This is a genomic window from Kineosporia babensis, from assembly GCF_021129305.1.
In the GTDB taxonomy this organism is placed as follows: Bacteria; Actinomycetota; Actinomycetes; order Actinomycetales; family Kineosporiaceae; genus Kineosporia; species Kineosporia babensis.
The window spans coordinates 200,133-220,402 of sequence record NZ_JAJOMB010000015.1 but is presented as its reverse complement, the minus strand read 5'-3'; the positions used below and the strand labels follow the sequence as shown (position 1 = coordinate 220,402).

General features: G+C 67.2%; 18 protein-coding genes and 7 tRNA genes. 14 read left to right on the top strand and 11 right to left on the bottom strand.

The window, feature by feature from the left end; all coding sequences use genetic code 11:
• Nucleotides 1-199 precede the first annotated feature (199 nt).
• The 10 genes from LR394_RS25675 to LR394_RS25630 all read left to right on the top strand — a co-directional run bounded on the left by LR394_RS25675 (nt 200) and on the right by LR394_RS25630 (nt 3,834).
• Nucleotides 200-272: transfer RNA gene (locus tag LR394_RS25675), tRNA-Gly, on the top strand.
• A gap of 57 nt (nt 273-329) precedes the next feature.
• A tRNA-Cys gene (locus tag LR394_RS25670) sits at nt 330-403 on the top strand.
• A gap of 17 nt (nt 404-420) precedes the next feature.
• Nucleotides 421-495, top strand: a tRNA-Val gene (locus LR394_RS25665).
• Between the two features lie 119 nt (nt 496-614).
• Nucleotides 615-1,280, top strand: a complete 666-nt coding sequence (locus tag LR394_RS25660; protein ID WP_231446698.1) for a hypothetical protein — start codon at nt 615-617, stop codon at nt 1,278-1,280.
• 116 nt (nt 1,281-1,396) lie between these two features.
• Nucleotides 1,397-1,469 (top strand) — tRNA-Gly (locus LR394_RS25655).
• A gap of 177 nt (nt 1,470-1,646) precedes the next feature.
• Nucleotides 1,647-2,330, top strand: a complete 684-nt coding sequence (locus LR394_RS25650; protein ID WP_231446696.1) for a hypothetical protein — start codon at nt 1,647-1,649, stop codon at nt 2,328-2,330.
• Between the two features lie 106 nt (nt 2,331-2,436).
• Nucleotides 2,437-2,509: transfer RNA gene (locus tag LR394_RS25645), tRNA-Gly, on the top strand.
• A 40-nt stretch (nt 2,510-2,549) separates the two neighbouring features.
• A tRNA-Cys gene (locus tag LR394_RS25640) sits at nt 2,550-2,623 on the top strand.
• Between the two features lie 16 nt (nt 2,624-2,639).
• Nucleotides 2,640-2,714, top strand: a tRNA-Val gene (locus LR394_RS25635).
• 208 nt (nt 2,715-2,922) lie between these two features.
• Entirely contained in the window at nt 2,923-3,834 is a 912-nt protein-coding gene (locus tag LR394_RS25630) for a hypothetical protein (RefSeq protein ID WP_231446694.1), read from the top strand.
• Between the two features lie 56 nt (nt 3,835-3,890).
• On the opposite strand, the gene LR394_RS25625 is transcribed toward LR394_RS25630, so the two are convergent.
• A complete protein-coding gene (locus LR394_RS25625; RefSeq protein WP_231446692.1) occupies nt 3,891-6,347 on the bottom strand; it encodes a pectinesterase family protein in 2,457 nt (818 codons plus the stop codon).
• A 197-nt stretch (nt 6,348-6,544) separates the two neighbouring features.
• Here LR394_RS25625 and LR394_RS25620 point away from each other — a divergent pair, with 197 nt between their 5' ends.
• Nucleotides 6,545-8,683, top strand: a complete 2,139-nt coding sequence (locus LR394_RS25620) for a sigma-70 family RNA polymerase sigma factor (protein WP_231446690.1) — start codon at nt 6,545-6,547, stop codon at nt 8,681-8,683.
• Here LR394_RS25620 and LR394_RS25615 read toward each other — a convergent pair.
• Nucleotides 8,658-9,944, bottom strand: coding sequence for an aspartate aminotransferase family protein (locus tag LR394_RS25615; RefSeq protein WP_231446688.1), 1,287 nt, complete (start codon nt 9,942-9,944; stop codon nt 8,658-8,660). The genes LR394_RS25620 and LR394_RS25615 overlap by 26 nt on opposite strands.
• Nucleotides 9,945-9,960: 16 nt before the next feature.
• Nucleotides 9,961-10,596 carry a TetR/AcrR family transcriptional regulator gene (locus LR394_RS25610; protein WP_231446686.1) on the bottom strand — a complete coding sequence of 212 codons (636 nt, stop codon included), beginning with the start codon at nt 10,594-10,596 and terminating at the stop codon, nt 9,961-9,963.
• Between the two features lie 98 nt (nt 10,597-10,694).
• Here LR394_RS25610 and LR394_RS25605 point away from each other — a divergent pair, with 98 nt between their 5' ends.
• Entirely contained in the window at nt 10,695-12,173 is a 1,479-nt protein-coding gene (locus LR394_RS25605; RefSeq protein WP_231446685.1) for an MDR family MFS transporter, read from the top strand.
• Nucleotides 12,174-12,240: 67 nt separating this feature from the next.
• Here LR394_RS25605 and LR394_RS25600 read toward each other — a convergent pair whose 3' ends face one another.
• Complete coding sequence (locus LR394_RS25600; protein WP_231446682.1) at nt 12,241-12,933, bottom strand: hypothetical protein; 693 nt, start codon at nt 12,931-12,933, stop codon at nt 12,241-12,243.
• Nucleotides 12,934-13,261: 328 nt separating this feature from the next.
• Here LR394_RS25600 and LR394_RS25595 point away from each other — a divergent pair, with 328 nt between their 5' ends.
• Nucleotides 13,262-13,597 (top strand): hypothetical protein, encoded by a 336-nt coding sequence (locus LR394_RS25595; protein ID WP_407937129.1) that lies wholly within the window; start codon nt 13,262-13,264, stop codon nt 13,595-13,597.
• A gap of 54 nt (nt 13,598-13,651) precedes the next feature.
• Here LR394_RS25595 and fgd read toward each other — a convergent pair whose 3' ends face one another.
• The 5 genes from fgd to LR394_RS25570 all read right to left on the bottom strand — a co-directional run bounded on the left by fgd (nt 13,652) and on the right by LR394_RS25570 (nt 17,451).
• Complete coding sequence (gene fgd / locus LR394_RS25590) at nt 13,652-14,647, bottom strand: glucose-6-phosphate dehydrogenase (coenzyme-F420) (protein ID WP_407937128.1); 996 nt, start codon at nt 14,645-14,647, stop codon at nt 13,652-13,654.
• A 101-nt stretch (nt 14,648-14,748) separates the two neighbouring features.
• A complete protein-coding gene (locus LR394_RS25585; RefSeq protein WP_231446677.1) occupies nt 14,749-15,345 on the bottom strand; it encodes a PH domain-containing protein in 597 nt (198 codons plus the stop codon).
• Nucleotides 15,346-15,445: 100 nt separating this feature from the next.
• The gene (locus tag LR394_RS25580) at nt 15,446-16,150 is read right to left on the bottom strand and encodes a TSUP family transporter (RefSeq protein ID WP_231446676.1); all 705 of its coding nucleotides are present in this window, start codon (nt 16,148-16,150) and stop codon (nt 15,446-15,448) included.
• A gap of 4 nt (nt 16,151-16,154) precedes the next feature.
• Complete coding sequence (gene def, locus LR394_RS25575; protein WP_231446674.1) at nt 16,155-16,769, bottom strand: peptide deformylase; 615 nt, start codon at nt 16,767-16,769, stop codon at nt 16,155-16,157.
• The gene (locus LR394_RS25570) at nt 16,762-17,451 is read right to left on the bottom strand and encodes an HAD family hydrolase (protein ID WP_269329786.1); all 690 of its coding nucleotides are present in this window, start codon (nt 17,449-17,451) and stop codon (nt 16,762-16,764) included. The genes def and LR394_RS25570 overlap by 8 nt, the downstream gene beginning before the upstream one ends.
• A 40-nt stretch (nt 17,452-17,491) precedes the next feature.
• Here LR394_RS25570 and LR394_RS25565 point away from each other — a divergent pair, with 40 nt between their 5' ends.
• Nucleotides 17,492-17,962 (top strand): DUF6194 family protein, encoded by a 471-nt coding sequence (locus LR394_RS25565; protein WP_231446670.1) that lies wholly within the window; start codon nt 17,492-17,494, stop codon nt 17,960-17,962.
• Between the two features lie 12 nt (nt 17,963-17,974).
• Here the strand turns inward: LR394_RS25565 and LR394_RS25560 are convergent, their stop codons facing one another.
• Both LR394_RS25560 and LR394_RS25555 read right to left on the bottom strand, forming a co-directional pair.
• The gene (locus tag LR394_RS25560) at nt 17,975-19,072 is read right to left on the bottom strand and encodes a PQQ-dependent sugar dehydrogenase (protein WP_407937127.1); all 1,098 of its coding nucleotides are present in this window, start codon (nt 19,070-19,072) and stop codon (nt 17,975-17,977) included.
• Nucleotides 19,073-19,190: 118 nt separating this feature from the next.
• Nucleotides 19,191-20,234, bottom strand: a complete 1,044-nt coding sequence (locus tag LR394_RS25555; protein ID WP_231446665.1) for an NAD(P)-dependent alcohol dehydrogenase — start codon at nt 20,232-20,234, stop codon at nt 19,191-19,193.
• Nucleotides 20,235-20,270: the final 36 nt, after the last annotated feature.

Below are 20,270 nucleotides of genomic sequence, written 5' to 3'. Positions count from 1 at the left end.
ATGACTCTGCGGGCACTCGCCTACGGCTTTGGTAGTACTCCGGAGAGATCTCGCCGGAAGTTCACCCGCCGATCCGCTGGGCGCCGGGATGTTCACGGCTCGGACGTATCCGGTTGGACTTCGCGGCGGGCGGTCGGTTACCTTACTCAGGCACCGAACGACAGGGGCGGCTCCGGCCGGACCGAGTTGCCCGGCGCATGCGGACGTGGCTCAGTTGGTAGAGCATCACCTTGCCAAGGTGAGGGTCGCGAGTTCGAATCTCGTCGTCCGCTCGGTAGTGGTACATCCCTCCGGTACTAACGCAGTTCCATGGCACGAAGCAGTTCCATGGTGGAGTGGCCGAGAGGCGAGGCAACGGACTGCAAATCCGTCTACACGGGTTCAAATCCCGTCTCCACCTCCAGCACTCCGGTGCTTTGAGGGCGATTAGCTCAGTGGGAGAGCGCTTCCTTGACACGGAAGAGGTCACTGGTTCAATCCCAGTATCGCCCACCAGACAGAGCCAGGTCAGACTTCGCGTCTGACCTGGCTCTTCTCATGTCCGGACCTTTTCCGGTTACCCGCCGGGTGCACTAACTTCTTCCTGAGCGACTGCTCAAGATGAAGGACGTGATGTGAGCACCACCGCACCGCAACTGACCACCAGCCTGTCGCAGCACTTCGTGCTCCGGCTGGCGATCGCCACCGCGATGACCGCCTTCTCCGGTGGCACCACCACGGCGTGCATGTTCATCGCCATGGGAGAGAACGACGGCAACCCGGTGCGGTCGGCCTTCGGGGTCGTGCCCGCGCTGCTGGTCCTGGTCACGGTGCTGTGGTGGCTGGTGGCCGCGCACAGCCGGCAGTTGCGCACCCCCTCCAACCGGCAGTTCGCGATGGTCGCCCTGGCCGGGGCCGCGGTGGCCCTGATCAGTCAGGTCTGGTCGGAGCTGCGACTGGCCGAGGGCGGCTTCACCATGCACAACATCGGGATCCTGATGCTGCTGATGATCATCGGCTCGTTCCTGGCCCTGGTGCCGGCCGCGATCTGCCTGGTGGTGCTGGCCGGGGCGGTGCTCGGGATGCGATCGGCCGGGCGCCGGATCGGCACCCGCAACGTGCAGGTGCTGGCCACCCTGCTCGCCATGGTCGTCACCGCCGGGTACACGTTGCTGCTGGTGCGGGCCCTGCCTGGTTACAGCCCCAACGAGCTCCTCCTGATCACCGGGCTGTCCACGCTGCTGGCCGGGGCCTGCGCCGCGATCGCGGTGCGCTGGTCGCTGAGCTACCGCCGGGTGTGAGCGAGCACGTCGATCAGCAGGGTGGTCAGAAGTCCTCTCAGAGTTTGCTAGATTAGTGGTGCACCGCGAGGGAGGGCCTGGCCCGAACTACTTGGTCTTCCTTGCTTGTGGCGCATGCGGACGTGGCTCAGTTGGTAGAGCATCACCTTGCCAAGGTGAGGGTCGCGAGTTCGAATCTCGTCGTCCGCTCAGTTCAGTAGTTCTTGTCATGCAGCTAGCCGCCCTTCGGGGCGGCTTTCTTGTTTTGTCTGGTCTCGGCCGGATCGAACCGAGCGCTATCGGGAGAGTCACCACTTCTTGAGTCGCCGATCAGCAATGCCCTAGGTTCCCCCTTGAGCGCATGCTCACCTGGGGAGGGACAGCACCATGACCAGCACCACATCAAGCCCGGAAAGCGCCAGAAGCGATACCCGGCAGCCGTTCTGGCGCAAGCCGCTGCGCCTGACCCTCGCCGCGCTCGCCACCGCGGTCGTCGGTGGCTCCGGCAGCGCCAGCATGTACCTGCTCACCACCGACCTCGACACCGACGGCAACCAGCCCGCCCTGCTGGCGCTGCTCGTCGTCCCGGCCCTGGTCCTGCTTCCGGTGCTGCTGCGCCAGCTGCACGACCACGAGGTGATCGACAGCGGCGTCTCCACCCGGGCGTCCGCCGCCCTGATCGGGCTCGGCTTCGCACCCCTGGCCCTGGCCCCGCTCTGGTCGTTCCTGAACAACGGCAACGCGACCATCGCCTCCGACCTGGTGACGGTCTACGTCGGGCTGGGCCTGGCCGGATCCGTCGTCGGGCTGGTGGCGGCCGTGGTGACCCTGACCGTCCTGGCCCTCGTGCTGTGGCGGCTGCGGGCCGCCGGCCGGGCCGCCGACGACGTCACCGCGGCCAGCGTGGCCCTGGCGATCGGCGCCCTGGTGACCGGGGCAGTCTTCTCGATCGGCTTCTTCGAGGACCTCACCGGCAACCCAGTGTGGTTCCTGCTGCCCGCCCTGGCGGCGATGTCCTTCGGCGGCAGTTGTGCCTGCGTGGGCGTGCGCTGGGCATTCCGGCAAAGGTGAGCCGGCTGACCTTGAGGGTGGTCAGGACCGCCCTCAAGGTCTGCTAAGTTTATGGGGCACCGAACGGGAGGCAGGGCCGCAAGGCCGGGCCGAACGACCGGGGCAGGCGGACGTGGCTCAGTTGGTAGAGCATCACCTTGCCAAGGTGAGGGTCGCGAGTTCGAATCTCGTCGTCCGCTCGACAGTAAGCAAGCCTCACGGTACTTAGGCAGCACACCTGGTGGAGTGGCCGAGAGGCGAGGCAACGGACTGCAAATCCGTGTACACGGGTTCAAATCCCGTCTCCACCTCCAGCACTCAGGTGCTTGAGGGCGATTAGCTCAGTGGGAGAGCGCTTCCTTGACACGGAAGAGGTCACTGGTTCAATCCCAGTATCGCCCACCATCTCCTTGATGGATCAGCTCCGGAAGAATCCTTCCGGAGCTTTCGTCTTTTGCCGTTTCGGACCGGCATCGACCAGTACCGACCGATGCCGCGTGAGGAGCCCGGCCGGCTGTCAAGGCTCCCGTCATCTGAGGGTTTCCGGGACCTACCCGCGAGGCGCTGGTTCGCTCCAGCAGCCAGCCGTCGTCGGACTCTTCCGGGAGAGAACATGTCTTTCAACGATTTCAAAGGACCCCAGCTTTCCAGGCGTTCGGCCTTTCGCCTCGGGGCAGCCAGCGCAACCGCGGCGGGACTAGCTGTCGGTAGCGCGTCGTCCGCTACTGCTTCGGCCCCCGCCGCCAGGGTTCCCGCGGCAGCCTCAGCCACTCCCGCCGATCTGTACTTCATCAAGACCCAGAACACCGCTGGCACCATCGAGGTTCACCGGGCACCCGGCAGCAACTACCGAACCATCAACCTCAACTCTGGTTCGGTTTTCAAGAATGCCGCCGCCGGGGACGGCACCTGGACCATCGACGCCGGGAACCTGTACTACATCAAGACCAGGAACACGGCCGGCACGATCGAGGTGCACCGCGCGCCGGCCGGAAACTACATGCGTACCGACGTGAACCAGGCCTCTTTGTTCAAGAACGCCGACGCCGGGAACGGGGTCTGGCGCATCCAGGGCGGCAACCTCTGGTTCATCAAGACTCGCAACACCGCCGGCACCGTCGAAGTGCACCAGGCCAATGCCTCGGACAACTTCAAGGTGGGTTACCACTACCCCACGGCCTTCCCGGTCTCCGACGGGCCTCTTGGCACCTGGGTTCTGGACAAGGGGGATCTTTACTTCATCAAGACCGACACCATCGGGAGCAAGATCGAACTGCACCGGGCCAGCGGCGCCTCCGCCTTCCGGACCTTCACCCTCCAGACGGTCACCGCCTTCAGCGCCGCCGACGCCGGCAACGGCACCTGGACGGTCAAGAACGGTGATCTGTACTTCGTCAAGACGCAGAACACCGCCGGCACCATCGAGGTGCACCGGGCCCCGTCCTCCGACTACAAGAAGACCGACCTCAACCAGGTCTCGGCGTTCAAGAACTCCGACGCCGGCAACGGAACCTGGGTCATCTGAGAACCGTGAACGCGGCCGGGAACAGATCCTGCTCCCGGCCGCGCCTAGGTGGAGCCCTAGTTGCCGATGTTCGCCTGCGGCCCGGCGTACGTCTTCACCAGCGCCGGAACGTCCTTCGCGGCGTCCAGCGTGTAGGCGTAGAAGTCCGCGGGCTTGAACGTGGTGCCCACGGTCTGCTTCTTGCCCGTGCAGCTGACGCACACGCTGCCGCTCTGGCTGACCGCCGCGGTCGAGTCACCGGCGAAGTACGGGTCCTTCACCTTCTCGAAGTAGCTGTTCTCCACCACCATCTTGGTCTTGCCCCGGGCGTTGTTGCCGTAGGACTTCACGTTCTGCAGGTAGTTGTTGTAGAGGTGGGCGTACTTCACGTTGTCCACGCTGGGGTTGCGCTGGTTCACGTCGAACATCCAGTTGTGGTGGGCCGTGATCTTCGCGGTGACGTTCTCGGTCCAGCCGATGCCGAAGTTCTTGTTGTGGCCGCCCATCTTGTTCCACGACACGGTCAGGTTGGTGGTGTCCTTACGGCTGTCGATCGTGCCGTCGTTGACCTTCGTGATGTCGTTGTGGTCGATCCAGATGTGGTTCGCGGTGTCCATCTGGATGCCGTCGTAGTCGAACTCCTTGTCGTCCGGGTCGTCCTCGGCCATCTCGGTCTCGCCGATGGTGAGGTTGCGGATGATCACGTTCTTCACGCCGGCCTTGAGGATGATCCCGCCGTTCAGGATCTTTCCCTTGGTGCCGACCCCGAGCAGGGTCTTGTTCGAGGTGATCGGGATCTCGTAGCCGTAGTTCGGCACCTTGATCGTGCCGGCGACCTTGACCACGTAGGGCTCGGCGGCGGTGCCGTACTTCACCAGATCGGCGTACGTGCTCACGGTCACGGTCTGACCTGCTGCGCCACCGGTGGTGCCGCCGTCGGTCGAGGCGAACCCGTCGGCCTTGTCCGACCAAGTACGTCCAGCAGAGGACGTTGTGCTCGCCCCGGTCGCGGAGGTCGCCGAAGCGGTGGGAACCGTTGCGCCCACGGGCTTCCAGTTGTCGGAGCCGGCCAGGTACTTCTGCGGGGTGTACTCGGCGGCCTGCGAGTCGCTCAACTGCGGACGATTGCTGCCGGTACCAGCGCCCGCGCCGGTGTTCTTGTACTCGTGGAAGCGGGCGTTCTTCCAGGAGTTGCTGGACATGTCGGTCCAGGGCTGAGAGGTCTTGACGGTCGCCGAAAGGTTCGACTCACGAACCAGGACCTGACCGGCCGGGCCCCACGGACGTCCCAAGGTGGTGGTGTTGTTCTTCGCGCCGGTGATGTTCGACTTGTGGATCAGGAAGCCGTACTTGGTCCCGGCGTCCGTCTTCGCAGCGGTGAGCGGGCCTCCGGTGGAACGCTTCTCGTAGATGTCCGAGGAGTCGAACACGGCCGTGCCGCCGCCGAAGATGAAGTCGACGGTGCCCTCGACGTAGGACTTGGTGAAGTACGAACGGCCCGCGTTGATCAGCAGAGTGTCCTGGTCGCCGAGCACCCGGACGTTGCTGAACGCGGCGCGGTCGCCCCCGACGTTCAGCGCGACGGCCTGGTGCCCGTCGGCGGTCGAGGTCTCGTCGAAGTCGTTGGAGACGGTCAGGTTCGAGGCGGTGAAGTCGGCGCCGTTGACGAACATGCTGGCGCTGCCGCTGGTGCCGTACGCGCCGGCGTGGCGGTTGTTGACGATCAGCACGTCCTTGGCCGACGCGCCGGTCCCGGCCAGCGAGATGAACGGCTTGTCCTTGGGCACGGTGACGATCTCGCGGTAGGTGCCCGGCTTGATCGTGATGGTGACCCGGCTCTTGTTGCCGCTGCCCACCGCATCGATCGCGGCCTGCACGGTCTTGTACTTGCCGGTGCCGTCCTTGGCCACGGTCGCCGAACCGCCTGTCGAAGGTGCCGAGGTGGTGGTGCCCGGGTTCGGCGTGCTGCCGCCGCCCGAGGCCGGGTTCAGCTTCCACTGCATGCGGTTGTTCGTGGTGCAGGTGTCCTGGACCACCGCGCCGCCGGAGGACATCGAGCCGTCCTTGACGCTGATGCAGAGTCCGGAAGCAACGCTGAGGAGCTGATGTCCATCGCCGCTGGTCTTCGTGGTCCACAGCTGGTTGGTCTGCCCGGGAGCACACCCCCACTGCTGAAGCCGCAGGTTCGCGGTCTTGGCCCCGCCCGGCACGTCGACGCACTGGCCGCTGTTGGCGTTCTGCAGCCAGTACTGACCGGAGCCGCGATCAACCAGCTTGAACTGCTGCCAGCTGTCCTTGCTGCACCCCCACTGCTGAAGCTGCGCGCCGTTGGTCCGGGATGCCCCGGGCACATCCACGCACATCGAGCTCTTGGCGTTGACCAGCTCATACGTGGATCCGGCGACGGGGTTGGCGGCGCTGGAGGGCAGCATCTGGCTGCCGATCAGCACGGCGGCACCGGCCGCGGCCAGCCCTGCGGTCAGGACCGTATGACGTTTGCGCAGCCGCTTCAGGGGTTGCAGGAGTGCGGGCATGACAGGGAATGTCCTCTCACCGTGAGGCCGGGCTGATTCCGTCCGGCGTAGAGGTAGTCGTGCCTGGTGGCGGGCGATAACAGAAACTCGGTAGATACTTTGCGCGACTATGGACCGACGTGGGGTGGTTTGCTCCGCGTGGACGGCCTGTGTCAGGATCAGCGCCCGCCGAAAGGGCCGGTCGAAGGGCGCGAATCATGGATGGCGCGGGTGGCACTGGTCTCAGCCCGGCTCAGAGCCCTGAACCGACTCACAGCCCTGAACTGGCTCACAGCCCTGAACCGGCTCGGCAGGCCCAGCTGGTCCGCGAGGCCCAGGCCGGTGACCGGGCGGCGCTGGAACAGCTCGTCGAGGCGTGCCTTCCGCTGATCTACAACATCGTGGGCCGGTCCCTGAAGGGCAGCAGCGATGTGGACGACCTGGTGCAGGACACCATGGTCGGCATCATCCACGGCCTGCCGGAGCTGCGGGAGGCGGGGCGGTTCCGGTCCTGGGCGGTGACCATCGCCTACCGCCGTCTGCAGGAGCACTACCGGCGGCGCTACCGCAATCTGCTGCGGCTGCCCGGCCCGCGCGAGCCCGACTTCACCGACGTGGCCGATCCGGGCGCCGACTTCGCCGAGCGCACGGTGACCGAGCTGGCGCTGAAGGGGCAGCGGCGCGAACTGGCCGAGGCGGCGCGCTGGCTGGAACCGAACGATCGGCAGATCTTTTCGCTGTGGTGGCAGGAAGTGGCCGGGGAGCTCAGCCGGGCCGAGCTGGCCGCCGCGCTGGAGACCTCGCCGCAGCACGCCGCCGTGCGTCTGCAGCGGATGCGGGAACGTCTGGACGGCAGCCGGGCGGTGCTACGAGCGCTCTCGGCCGTGCCTCGCTGCCCGGATCTGGGCAAGCTGGTGAAGGGCTGGGACGGGCAGGTTGATTCCCGTTGGCGTAAGCGCCTGGCCCGGCACACCCGGGACTGTACTCAGTGCCGCCAGTACTCTCGCGATCTGGTTCGGCCGGAGGCGTTGCTGCAGGGTGTCGCGCTGATCACCGTTCCTGCGGCACTGCTGGCCAAGCTCAGCGGCATGCTGCAGACCGGCACCGAAGCTACTCCCCTGGGACCGGTTTCGGCGGTGATGCAGAGCTTGACCGGGAAGGCGGTTGTCGTCGGCGGCGCGGCAGTCATCACCCTGGGCGGCATCACCTACCCCCTTTGGACAGGTTCCGCTCCCCCGCCACCAGCCCAAAGCATCGCCCCGCTGCCCACGGCGCCACCCCCGTCCATCATTCGAAGTCCTACCCCTGAAGCCGTTTCTCTCTCCGTGCCCCCGACTTCCACAACGAAACCTCCTGCATCGCGCAGTTACGTCGGCGTGGCAGCAGCCGACTTCTACGTTGCCCCGAACGGTTCGGACGATGCGGCCGGCACGCGCAGCGACCCGTTCGCCAGCTTGAACAAGGCTGCCGCAGAAATAGAACCAGGGCAGACGATTGCGATGCGGGGTGGAACCTACCGTCCTTCGGAGCCGATCGAGATCAGGACGTCGGGCACCGAGAGGCAGCGAATCACTCTCAGCGCCTATCGCGACGAGATCCCGGTGATCGATTTCGGCGGAATCCCGTCGGAAGAATGGGGAATCACGCAGACCGGGGATTTCTGGACGGTGCGCTCACTGGAGTTCCGCAACGCGCCGAGCCATGCCTATGTGTGCGATTCCTGCAACGACAACGACTTCCGGCGCCTGGTGGCCCGGAACAATGCCGGCCTGGGTCTGCTGCTGCGCGGCGAAGGAACGTCGCGCAACGAGGTGGTGGACAGCGATTTCTCGGGCGGCCACGGCGGCCTGGGCATCATGTACGGCGACGGCCTGGGTAATCAGGTTCGGGGCGTGCGCACCTACGACAACGACAAGGACGGCGTGGATCTCGGCGGATTCACCAGTCCGGTTGCGGTGCGGGAGAGTTGGTCGTTCCGCAACGGTAACGGTTTCACCCTCGGCGGTGGGGGTACCGAACTGAAGGTCGCGCACGTGCTGAGCGGCAATTCAGCCTGGGACAATTCCGGGATCGGGTTCAACGAAGAAGGCAATTCCGGCAGTCCCGAACTCACCGGGAACACCGCCTTCGGCAATGACGTCACCGGCTTCTACCTACCCACCGCCTCGGCCGTGCTGAGCCGGAACATCGCCGTGGCGAACAAGGACGATGCCGCCCTCTCCCCCACCGCTCAGGAGACCGAAAACATTTGGGACGCGGGGACGTCCGTTTTCGTTTCGGTCGACCCGAGCGGTGCGGAAGGTGAGCGTCGAAAGAACGGCCGCCTACCCGTCACCCATTTTCTCGAGAGGTTCTGATCGCGATCTCCAGGATGTCGAGACCGGCCTGCAAGTCGCTTTCGGCGATGGTCAGCGGCGGCGCGATCCGGAAGATCCCGCCCATGCCCGGCAGTTGCACGATGTTCATGTGCAGACCACCCTCCAGGCAGGCCTGGGTGACCCTCGCGCCCAACTCGTCGCTGACGAGTTCGACGCCCTGCAGCAGCCCCCGGCCGCGCACGTCGGCCACCTCTTCGTAACGCTCGCGCAGGTCCAGAAGCCTTTCCCGGAGCAGCTTCCCAAGTTCCGCCGAGCGCTGCACCAGGCCGTCGCGCTCGATCACGTTCATCACCGTGAGCGCCACGGTCGCGGCCAGCGGGTCGGACACGTGCGTGGTGTAGAACAGGAAACCGTTCTCGTGGCAGGCCTCTTCGATGGCAGCGGAAGTCACCACCGCGGCCACGGGCAGACCGGCGCCGAGGGTCTTGGACAGCGTGATGATGTCCGGGGTCACGCCGTCACGCTCGAAGGCGTACATCGTGCCGGTGCGTCCCAGCCCGGTCTGGGCCTCGTCGAGGATCAGCAGCATCCCGCGCTCGGCGCAGTACTGCTTCAGCCGGGCCAGATAGCCCAGGGGCAGCTCGATGATCCCGCCGGAAGACAGGATCGGCTCGAGGATGCAGGCCGCGAGCGCGCCGGAGCTCTGCTGGTCGATCAGGCCGAAACCGTAGGCCAGCTCGGCCTCCCAGTCGTACGTGCCGTCGGCGTTGCGGAAGGGTGAGCGGTAGGCGTTGGGGGTGGGCAGGGTCAGACTGCCCGGAATCGTCGGGCCGTAACCCCGGCGGCCGGCCGAGAAGGTGGCGGCTGCGGCGCCGGACGTCATCCCGTGCCAGGACCGGTCGAACGCCACCACCTCGTAGCGGCCGGTGGCGAGCTTGGCCATCTTGATCGCGGCCTCGTTCGACTCCGCGCCGGTGGTCAGCAGCAGAACGCGTTCCAGCGGGTCGGGCAGTGAGGCAGCGAGCCGGGCGCCGAACTCCACGACCGGGCGGCTGAGCATGCCCGAGTAGAGGTGCGCCAGGTTGCCGACCGACTCCGAGACCGCCCGGACCACGTCCGGATGGCTGTGCCCGAGAACGGCGCTCATCTGCCCGGAGGTGAAGTCGAGGATGCGCCGGCCCTCGGAGTCCCAGACGTAGGAACCGGCCGCGCGCTCGATGATGCGTGGGGTGAAGGTGCCGCCGTAGCGGATCAGGTGCCGCCCGGCCAGATCCCAGAACTGCTCTTCGCGGTTAGCCACGTGCTCAGCGTGGCACCTAGCCGACCGGTTCGGCCCGCACCGCGTCGTGCATCACACCGCGGCAGCGCTGATAGGTCTCCAGCAGGTCCACCGGATGGCCCGCCTCGTGGGCCTCGGCCCAGCTGTCGAGGGCGACCCGGACCGTGGCGCCGACGGTCTCGACCAGCACCCGGGCGTCGAGCTCGTCGTCGTGGCCGGTGAGCCGGGTCAGCCGGGCGACCAGGGCTTCCAGGCGCTCGGCGTCCAGGCTGTTCGCGGTGGTGCGCAGGGTGGGCTCGGTGCGCATCAGCCGGCGCACCCGCAGCAGCTGGCGGCCGGGTTCGCTACGGCCGTTGTCGAAGGCGGTGAGCACCTCCACCCAGACGGCCTCCAGCTGGGGCAGCAGCGACCCGTGCGGGTGCATGGTCGCGACCATGCTCTCGACCCGGTCCTCCAGGTCACGGTGCTGCACCAGGGCGGCGCGCTCCTTGGTGGCGAAGTAGCGGAAGAAGGTGCGCGGCGAGACCCCGGCCAGCCGGGCGATCTCGTCCACGGTGGTGCCGTCGATGCCCTGTTTCTCGAACAGGGTGAGCGCGACCTCGCCGATCTCCTGCTCGGTCTGGGCCCGCCGGCGGTCGCGCAGTGGTGGTGTTTCCCCGTTGTCGTTCGACACGGCGAACACTCTAGAGGAATGGGTTCACCCTGTGCCGCGTTGGCAGCCACTGCCATACTGGCTCACAGCCGCACGGGGACAACACGAAGGGTCCGGGATTGAGCACCGAGTCGACGATCAACACTTCAGCAGGCGCCGGCGAGGTGAACAGCGTGGCGGGCGTGCGCACCGGCCCGCTGATCGCGCTGCTGACCGGCGCCGCGTTCGTGGTGATCCTGAACGAGACGATCATGGGCGTCGCGCTGCCCGACCTGATGAAGGAGTTCAGCGTCCAGGCCACCACCGCGCAGTGGCTGACCACGGCGTTCCTGCTGACCATGGCGATCGTGATCCCGGTCAGCGGCTGGCTGCTGACCCGGCTGCCGTTGCGTGCGGTGTTCGTGCTGGCGATGGGCAGCTTCACGGTGGGCACGCTGATCTGTGCGCTGGCCCCGGTGTTCGGGGTGCTGGTGGCCGGCCGGGTGGTCCAGGCGGTGGGTACCGCGCTGATGATGCCGCTGCTGATGACCACGATCCTGAACATCGTGGCACCGCAGAAGCGGGGCCAGATGATGGGTGTGGTCTCGATCGTGATCTCGGTCGCCCCGGCGATCGGCCCGACCATCTCCGGCGTGGTGCTGGACCAGCTGACCTGGCGCTGGATGTTCTGGCTGGTGATGCCGATCGCGCTGATCGCGCTGGTGACCGGCGCGGCGATGGTGCGCAACGTGACCGATCCGAAGGCCTCGCCGCTGGACGTGCTCTCGGTGGTGCTCTCGGCGCTCGCCTTCGGTGGGCTGATCTACGGTCTGAGCAGCATCGGTGAGTCGGCCTCGGGCCACACCCCGGTGCCGGTCTGGATCCCGCTGGTGATCGGGGCGGCGGCGCTGACGGTGTTCATCGCCCGGCAGCTCAGCCTGAAGAGCCGGGCGCTGCTGGACCTGCGGGCCTTCGCCACGCCGACCTTCTCGATGGCGGTGCTGCTGGTCGCGGTGAGCATGATGGCGCTGTTCGGCACGCTGATCCTGCTGCCGATCTACCTGCAGACCGCACTGGGCCTGTCCACCCTGGTCACCGGCCTGATGCTGCTGCCGGGCGGGCTGACCATGGGTCTGCTGGCCCCGCTGGTCGGCGGGCTGTTCGACAAGTACGGCCCGCAGCCGCTGGTGGCGCCGGGCGCCCTGGTGGCCAGCATCGCGCTGTGGGGCATGACCACGTTCGACATCAACACCGGCCGGGGCACCGTGATCGCCGCCCACGTAGTGCTGAGCGTGGGCCTGGCCTTCATGTTCACCCCGTTGCTGACCAGCGCCCTGGGCTCGCTGCCGCACGCGCTGTACTCGCACGGCAGCGCGATCGTGGGCACGGTGCAGCAGGTGGCGGGCGCGGCCGGCACGGCGCTGTTCGTGACGGTGATGACCCGCACCTCCACGGCCTCGCTGAACGACGGGGTGGACCCGCTGACCAGCGTGGCCGACGGGGTGCACGCGGCGCTGCTGTGGGGCGGGATCATCTCGGCCGCGGCGGTGGTGCTGGCGCTGTTCGTGCGCAGGCCCAAGGCCGTGGTGGTCGAGGCCGAACTGGTCGAGCAGGCCTGACCCAGTCCAGAGAACTACCGGCCTCGCTCCCCTTTCGACGGGGAGCGAGGCCGGGTCTTTGCCGGGCTCAGGCTGCGGCTTTGGCTCTGGCCTCCCACAGACTGGCGAAGGCTTCGGCCTCCGAGCGGGCGTAGGCGGTGAGCATCGGCAGGTCCCGCGTGCGGTTCAGGGCGAAACCCACCGAACCGGAACGGACATCGACGATCCGCGGCACTGCGTCGCAGCCCACCGAGCGCATCGCCTCACCCATGATGACCAGCGCGCCGTCGGCCGTGGACTGACTGAGCCGGGTGGCCTTCAGGTGCAGGAACCAGACCTCCTGCACCCCGCCGCGCCGTTCGACCAGCAGATGCGGCGTGACGCCGACCCGTAGATCCCGGTGCCGCCAGACTCCCGACGGAGCACCGAAAACCCGCAGCGGGCCGACCCTACGGCGAACCTTGAGCATGCCCGCAGCGATTTCGGCGTAGTGCACCGATTGCCCGCGGCAGCGCCGGTCCGACTCCTCGCGCTCCTGCGAGCGGACCACGGCCAGGTCGAGTTCGGTACGCAGCCGCTCGATCTTCTGCCGTTCGGCGGGCAGTTCGCCGGTGCGCAGACCTTTGACGACGGCCGTCACGATCGGGTCGTAGTAACGCCAGGGGTGCCGGGTGGGGTCTTCGTACATCGCGCGCAACTGCGCCGGCACTCGCCCCCGCTGCGCGCCCGGGGTGCTGATGAACTGGATGATCGACGGAAGCGAGGTCTTGATCTCGGACATCTACGACTCCTGCCGCTAGAGCGCCACGACCTGCTCTCATTCTACGCCAGATCGAACACACGTTCGAACGATTTGCCGCATTTTCCGCACCCCGGACGCCAGCGATCTCACCGGCGGTCCGGCACTGGGCACAATCCGTCGCCACTACGCTCGGATGGCCGATCAGCTACTCACGGTGTCCGCCGAGAAACATCTCAGAGCGTTACCACGCAGCCGGACCGATCGGCTGGGCGTCCCGAGACCCGGGACGTCTCTCCTGCTCCACCAGCGCCACCGCGGCCGGAAGGAAGACACGTTGTCCAACATCGACACCGTTCTCAAGGAAGCCATGCAGATCGACGGCGCCGTCGGCGTCGCGCTCGTGGACCACACCAGCGGCATGACCCTCGGCCAGGCCGGCGGCAACACCCTGAACCTCGAGGTTGCCGCGGCCGGTAACACCGAGGTGGTCCGGGCCAAGCTGCGCACCATGGACGCCCTGCGCCTGCGCGAGAACATCGAGGACATCCTGATCACGCTGGACACCCAGTACCACCTGATCCGCCTGATCACCGACAAGTCGGGGGCCGGCCTGTTCCTGTACCTGGCGCTGGACAAGCAGCGCTCGAACCTGGCGATGGCCCGGCACAAGCTGGCCAACCTGGAGCGCAACCTGGAGATCTGAGCCGGTCCGTCGATCCCGCGCTGTCCGGTCTGATCAGATCGAACGCAGGTCTGGTCAGATCGAACGCAGCGCGGGGACGACGTCCTGGGTGAACTGGGTCAGGAACCGGGACTGGTCCTGGCCCGGGCCGTGGAACACCAGATGGGTGAACCCGGCGTCGACGTAGTTCTTCACCGCGGAGACCACCTGCTCCGGTTCCGAGGCCACGATCCAGCGCTTGGCCACCTGCTCGATCGGCAGTTCGTCGGCCAGCCGGGCCATCTCGACCGGGTCGTGCACCGAGGCCTTCTGCTCCGGGGAGAGCGACAGCGGGGCCCAGAACCGGGTGTTCTCCAGCGCCCGGGCCGGGTCCTCGTCGAACGACAGCTTGATCTCGATGGTCTTGTCGATGTCCGCCTCGGTCCGCTGCGAGGCCTCCAGACCCTCGCGCAGGGCCGGCAGCAGCGTCTCGGAGTACAGGTCCATGCCCTTGCCCGAGGTGCAGATGTAGCCGTCCCCCGCCCGCCCGGCGTACTTGGTCACGCCCGGGCCACCGCCGGCGATGTAGATCGGCACCCGCTGCTCCGGACGGTCGTACACGGTTGCGTCGTGGAGTCGGTAGTAGTCCCCCTCGAAGGTGACGCGCTCCTCGTCCCAAAGCAGCTTGATCAGCCGCACCGCCTCGCGAAGGCGGGCGAAGCGCTCCTTGGGCTCGGGAAAGTTCACTCCCACAGCACTTTCGTTCAGCGCCTCACCAGTGCCGATGCCCAGGATCGCCCGCCCGGGCGCCAGACAGCCCAGGGTGGCGAACGCCTGGGCGATCACCGCCGGGTTGTAGCGCAGGGTCGGGGTGAGCACGCTGGTGCCGAGCTGGACCCGGGAGGTGCGGGCGGCCACCCAGGGCAGCCACACCAACGCTGACGGGGCGTGCCCGTCCACGTGCCGCCAAGGCTGGAAATGGTCCGAGATCCACACCGAGTCCAGTCCCTGGTCCTCGGCCTGAACAGCGAAATCCGCCAGTTCAGCCGGTGCGAACTGCTCCGCCGACGCCTTGTACCCCAGCTTCACGATCGACCTCACTCTTCCTCTAGGCACCCGCTAGCAACCTAGATCGCGATGTGAAGGCCTTCAACTCGCAGGGGATGCCCGTTCTTCCGGCGTGCCACCCGGTGCTAGTTCTTGCGACGCCACCAGGCCTGCTCGGGCTCGCTGACCGGGACCCGCGAACTGCCGCTCCCGCTGCGCTGCATCAGCCGTGGCTCCCCCGGTGCGAAGATCAGCTGGGAGATCTGCTGGTAGTGCAGGTCGGAGTCGGGGATGTAGTTGATCGTGCTGAGCGCCTGGTCCTGACCGGCCGACTCCATCACGAACTTGCCGTAGCCGAAGATCTGCCCGGTCACCGTGCGGTCGTAGCGCATGTCGGTGACCTTGGACATCGGCATGATGTCGACCTGGCGGGTGATGATGCCGTGCACCAGCATCAGCCGTTTGTCGGTGGCCACCACCAGCTCCAGCCACCATTCCCAGGCCACGATGATCAGCCGGCACAGCAGCAGCAGCCACAGCACGGTCAGGATGGTCTCGAAGGTGTCCTCCACCCGGGCGCTGACCACCGCCAGCAGCACCAGCCCGAGCATCGTGGTGATGAAGGGCTCGGCGAGGACCACCCAGTGCCTGCGCAGCAGGAACACGATCTGCTCGCTCGGAACCAGGTACCGGTCCAGCTCTTTCGGGACCCCCGGACCATGCCGTTCGGAATGCCCAGCCATGGGGTGGACCCTAGGTTGCCCACGGCAATAAGACACCCCCGGTTGCCATGTGAGTACAGTGCCCCCAGGAGAGCGGGTGCTCTTAGGAGAGCATGGGTTCTCAGGAGAACGCGGTGCTGAGCAAGGTCAGGCCCCCGAGCACGGCGATCCCCAGGGTCACCCGCCGCACCAGCCCGGCGGAGACCCGGTGGATGAAGGGCAGCGAGACGGCCAGCCCGGCCACCAGTCCCACCGCAGCCCAGCCCATCTCGCCCCATTCGGAAGCGCTCGGCAGCCCGACCGCAGCCAGCGTGAGCAGGTTCAACGGCAGCGAGAAGGCCTGCAGCGTGGCGCTCATCTCGGTCGGGGGCCAGCGGCGGCTCATCGCGAAAAGGGCCACCGGCGGGCCCGAGGCCCCGGCCAGCACGTTCAGCGAACCGCTCACTCCCCCGGCGATGATCGCCCCACCCCGGCGCTCGTAGAACGGCAAGGGCCGGCCCGCCGCGCTCGCCGCCGTGGCGGCCAGAATCGACAGGCCGGCCACCACGTTCAGCGTGGCACCCCGCAACAGGTCGCTGACCAGCATCATCGGCGCGATCACGAGCGCGGCCGGGAGCAGCAGGGCCAGGGCGTCACGCGGGCGGACCTGGTTCGGCATCCGGGCGATCACCGACAGGTTGAGCACCGCGGAAAGGATCAGCACCGTCCGCAGCCCGGCCTCGTGGCCCAGGGTCACCATCACCAGCGGTGAGACGACCAGGGCGAAGCCGGTGCCGGAGAGCACCTGGCAGACCGCGCCGAGAGCAACGACGAGGGCGACCACCACCTGCTCAGGCGCCCTCGGACCACTCCGGCAGTTCGCCCTTACGGACGCGCTCGTCCAGCGACTTCAGCACCCGGCTGAGCTCGGGGCCGGCCAGCCGGTCCACGTAGAGCAGGCCGTTCAGGTGGTCGGTCTCGTGCTGCAGGCAGCGGGCCAGCACACCGTCGCCGCGCACCCGCAGCGGCTTGCCGTTGATGTCCTGCCCCTCGACCTCGGCCACCCCGGCCCGGGCCAGCGGCGCGTACTCCCCGGGCACCGACAGGCAACCCTCCTCGTCCTCCACCGGGGGACGCAGGGCCTGCCCGGGCACCGGCCGCAGCACCGGGTTGACGATCGCGCCGGTCTGGAACTCGTCGTTCGCGTCCGGGCAGTGGTACACGAACACCCGCTGGCCGACGCCGATCTGGTTGGCGGCCAGGCCCACCCCGTTGGCGGACTCCATGCTGGCGAACATGTCGGCCACCAGCTGATGCAGGTCGGCGCCGAACTCGGTGATCTCCTGGCAGGGGGCGTGCAGCACCGGGTTGCCGCGCATGGTCACCTTGCGCACCGTGCCCTGGGGCAGGCCGGCCTGCTTCAGCCAGGCCTGGATGTCCGGATCGACCTCAGCGTGCTCATTCACCGGAGTATTCTCGCAGCATCTCGGGCAGCTCGTTCATGCTGGTGAAGATCTCCCGGGCACCGGCCTCGAGCAGCCATTCCGGTTTGCTGTGGGAGAGGCTGTCGGGCGGGCAGTACCCGAACACCGTGGCCCCGGCCGCCACCCCGGCCTGGGTACCGGAGATCGTGTCCTCGATCACCGCCGAGCGGGCCGGATCCACCTCCAGGGCTGCTGCGGCCGCCAGGTACACGTCGGGCGCGGGCTTGCTGCGGGGCATCTCCTCACCGCTGAAGACCTTGCCGGCGAACAGGTCGAGCAGCTCCACCCGGGCCAGCTGCATCTCGACCTTGCCCCGGTCGGCCCCGCTGGCGCAGGCCACCTTGCCCTCGAGGACGGCCGACAGCTCGCGGGCGGCGGCCCCGGCCCCTGGGATCTCCTCCAGGCTGATCGCCAGCTCGGCGTCGCGACGGCGGCGGAACTCGGCGAGCCAGTCCAGGTCGGGCCGGAACCCGGTGTTCTCCTCGATCACGCCGAACTCGTCCTTGAGCGAACGGCCGACGAACCGGCCGAAACACTCCACCGCGCTGATCGGCCAGCCCAGCTCGTGCAGCATCTGCCGGAGCACGCCGTTGGTGATCTGCTCCGAATCGACCAGCACGCCGTCGCAGTCGAAGAGCACGGCCTGAAAGGGGAAGGTCTGCAGCACGGGCCCGACGCTAGCAGCCTGTGACAGGCTGACCGGTATGACCGTTGACGAGATCACCGCATTCATCGAGGCGCTCGGCGGCGTCCAGACCCTGCGGCCCAGCGAGGGCGACGGCACTCCGGAGATCGCCTGGGGCGACCGCTTCTTCACCTACGCACCGGACGGCTCGGACGGTGCAGCCGCCCAGCCGTTCACCACGATCGTCACCAAGGACTACCCGGACGAGCCGCCCTCAGGCCTGGACCGGCCCGAGGCGTTCCGGGTGAACCTGCACGTGGGAACGGAAGAGTTCGTCGCCCGGATCGGCAGGGACCCGAAAGCTGCGCCTGGCGATCTGGAGCCGCTGAGCGCCACCGACGACGTGTTCTTCGCCCACCCCAGCTACGGCACCCTGGGCTGGATCGCGGTCAAGAACCCGAGCGCCGGCACCGAGCTGGCACTGCAGGAGCTGATCACCAAGGCGCACGCCCAGGCCAAGCACCGGCACGACCGCCGGGCCGGCGCCTGATCTCTTCTGTTCCTACCCGATCGGGGTGAACCGCAGGATGCGATCGTCGGCGTCCTGGACGTCCCCACGTCCGTCGGTGTTCGAGGTAGTCAGCCACAACGCACCGTCCGGGGCCACCTCAACCGTGCGCAGCCGTCCGTAGTTTCCCTCGAACTGCGCGACCGGCTCGCCGGTTTCCCCGTCCGCGAGCGGAACCGTCCACAGTCGTTCACCGCGCAACGCCGCCACGTACAAGGTGTTCCCGGCGATCGCGATACCGGACGGCGAGGCCTGATCGGTCGGCCAGGTGACCAGCGGATTGGTGAAACGTCCGTCCTCGGTGTCGCCTTCGCCCTCGACCTCGGGCCAGCCGTAGTTCTTGCCTGGCTCGATCAGGTTGATCTCGTCCAGCTCGTTCTGCCCGAACTCGGCCGCGAACAGCCGGTCTTCGCTGTCCCAGGCCAGGCCCTGAACGTTACGATGGCCAGAACTGTAGACAGGTGAATCGTTCTCCGGATTGCCCGGCGCCGGATCACCGTCCGGAGTCAGCCGAAGAATCTTGCCGTTGACGCTATCCTGGTTCTGCGAGGTGGAAGTGTCACCGGCATCACCGGTTCCGACGTAGAGCAGGCCGTCCGGGCCGAAGGCAATGCGCCCGCCGTTGTGGTACGAGTTCTTCGCGATGCCTTCGAAGATCACCTCGGGCCTGCCGCCGTCCAGCTGGAAACGCACGATGCGGTTGTCGTCGGCGGCCGTATAGTACGCGTACACCGTTTCGTCCGAGGCATAATCGGGCGAGACCGCAAGACCGAGCAGCCCGCCTTCACCGGCCGCGTCGACTCCGGGGACTTCGTAGACCGGCTCCGAGCCGGTGCCGTTCGCGGGAATCTGCAGGATCCGCGCCGAGTCCCGTTCCGCTACCAGCGCGGTACCGTCCGGCAAGAACGCGACGCCCCAAGGGACTTCGATGCCAGTAGCGATCTCTTCCGGACTTCCCAAGTCGATCTCAGAACCAGAGGACGGTGTGGTCGCCTCAGCTCCCTGGGTTGCCTGAGTCTCCTGGGGCGAATCGGTAGCAGCCGGTTCCTGGTCGGCGTTCTCGGATCCGCATCCGGATACGCCGAGGACCAGGAGACCGGCCGCGAGCCGTCGGGACCAGGGTTTCACTCGGGAGTCAGCCACCCCTGTACTCAATCAGACAACTGCGAAAGTACAAGGAAAGGCTGTGCCGCTTTACAGGATCATGGTGTTACAGCGTGCTGGTGTCGATCACGAACCGGTAGCGGACGTCGGAGGCCAGCACCCGCTCGTAGGCCTCGTTGATCTTCCCGGCCGGGATCACCTCGATCTCGGAGCCGAGCCGGTGCTCGGCGCAGAAGTCGAGCATCTCCTGGGTCTCGGCGATCCCACCGATGTTCGAGCCGGCCCAGGAGCGGCGGCCCGTGATCAGCGCGAAGGCGTTCAGCTCGAGCGGTTCGTCCGGCGCCCCGACGTTGACCAGCGTGCCGTCGACCTTGAGCAGGGCCAGGTAGGCGCCCATGTCCAGCTTCGCGCTGACCGTGTTGACGATCAGGTCGAACGTGGAACCCAGCTGCTGGAACGTCTCCGGGTCGGAGGTGGCGTAGTAGTGCGTGGCGCCCAGCTTCAGGCCGTCCTCCTGCTTCTTCAGCGACTGCGAGAGCACTGTGACCTCGGCCCCCATCGCGTGCGCCAGCTGGACCGCCATGTGGCCGAGACCGCCCAGGCCGATCACCGCGACCTTCTTGCCCGGGCCCGCGTTCCAGTGCCGCAACGGCGAGTAGCTGGTGATCCCGGCGCACAGCAGCGGCGCCGCTACGTCCAGCTCCAGACTGTCCGGAATGCGCAGGACGAAATCCTCGGTGACCACGATCGCCTGGGCGTAGCCGCCCTGGGTGACCTTGCCCTCAGCGTCGATGCTGTTGTAGGTGCCGGTGTTTCCCTTGCTGCAGTACTGCTCGTTGCCGGCCCGGCAGCTCTCGCACTCGCGGCAGGAGTCGACCATGCAGCCGACACCGACCCGGTCGCCCACCGCGAACTTGGTCACCCCAGAACCGACTTCGGCGACAACTCCGGCGATTTCGTGCCCGACCACCACCGGATAGTTCGAGGCACCCCATTCGCTGCGGGCCGTGTGGATGTCGGAGTGGCAGATACCGGAGAATTTGATGTCGATCCGGACATCGAGCTCGCCGACGTCCCGGCGCTCGACCTGGTACGGCGCGAGCGGCTCGGTCGCGGACCGGGCGGCGTAGGCGGAAACCGTGAAGGGCATTGTTCTCCCATTGATCTGTGCAGGTTGATCCGTCAG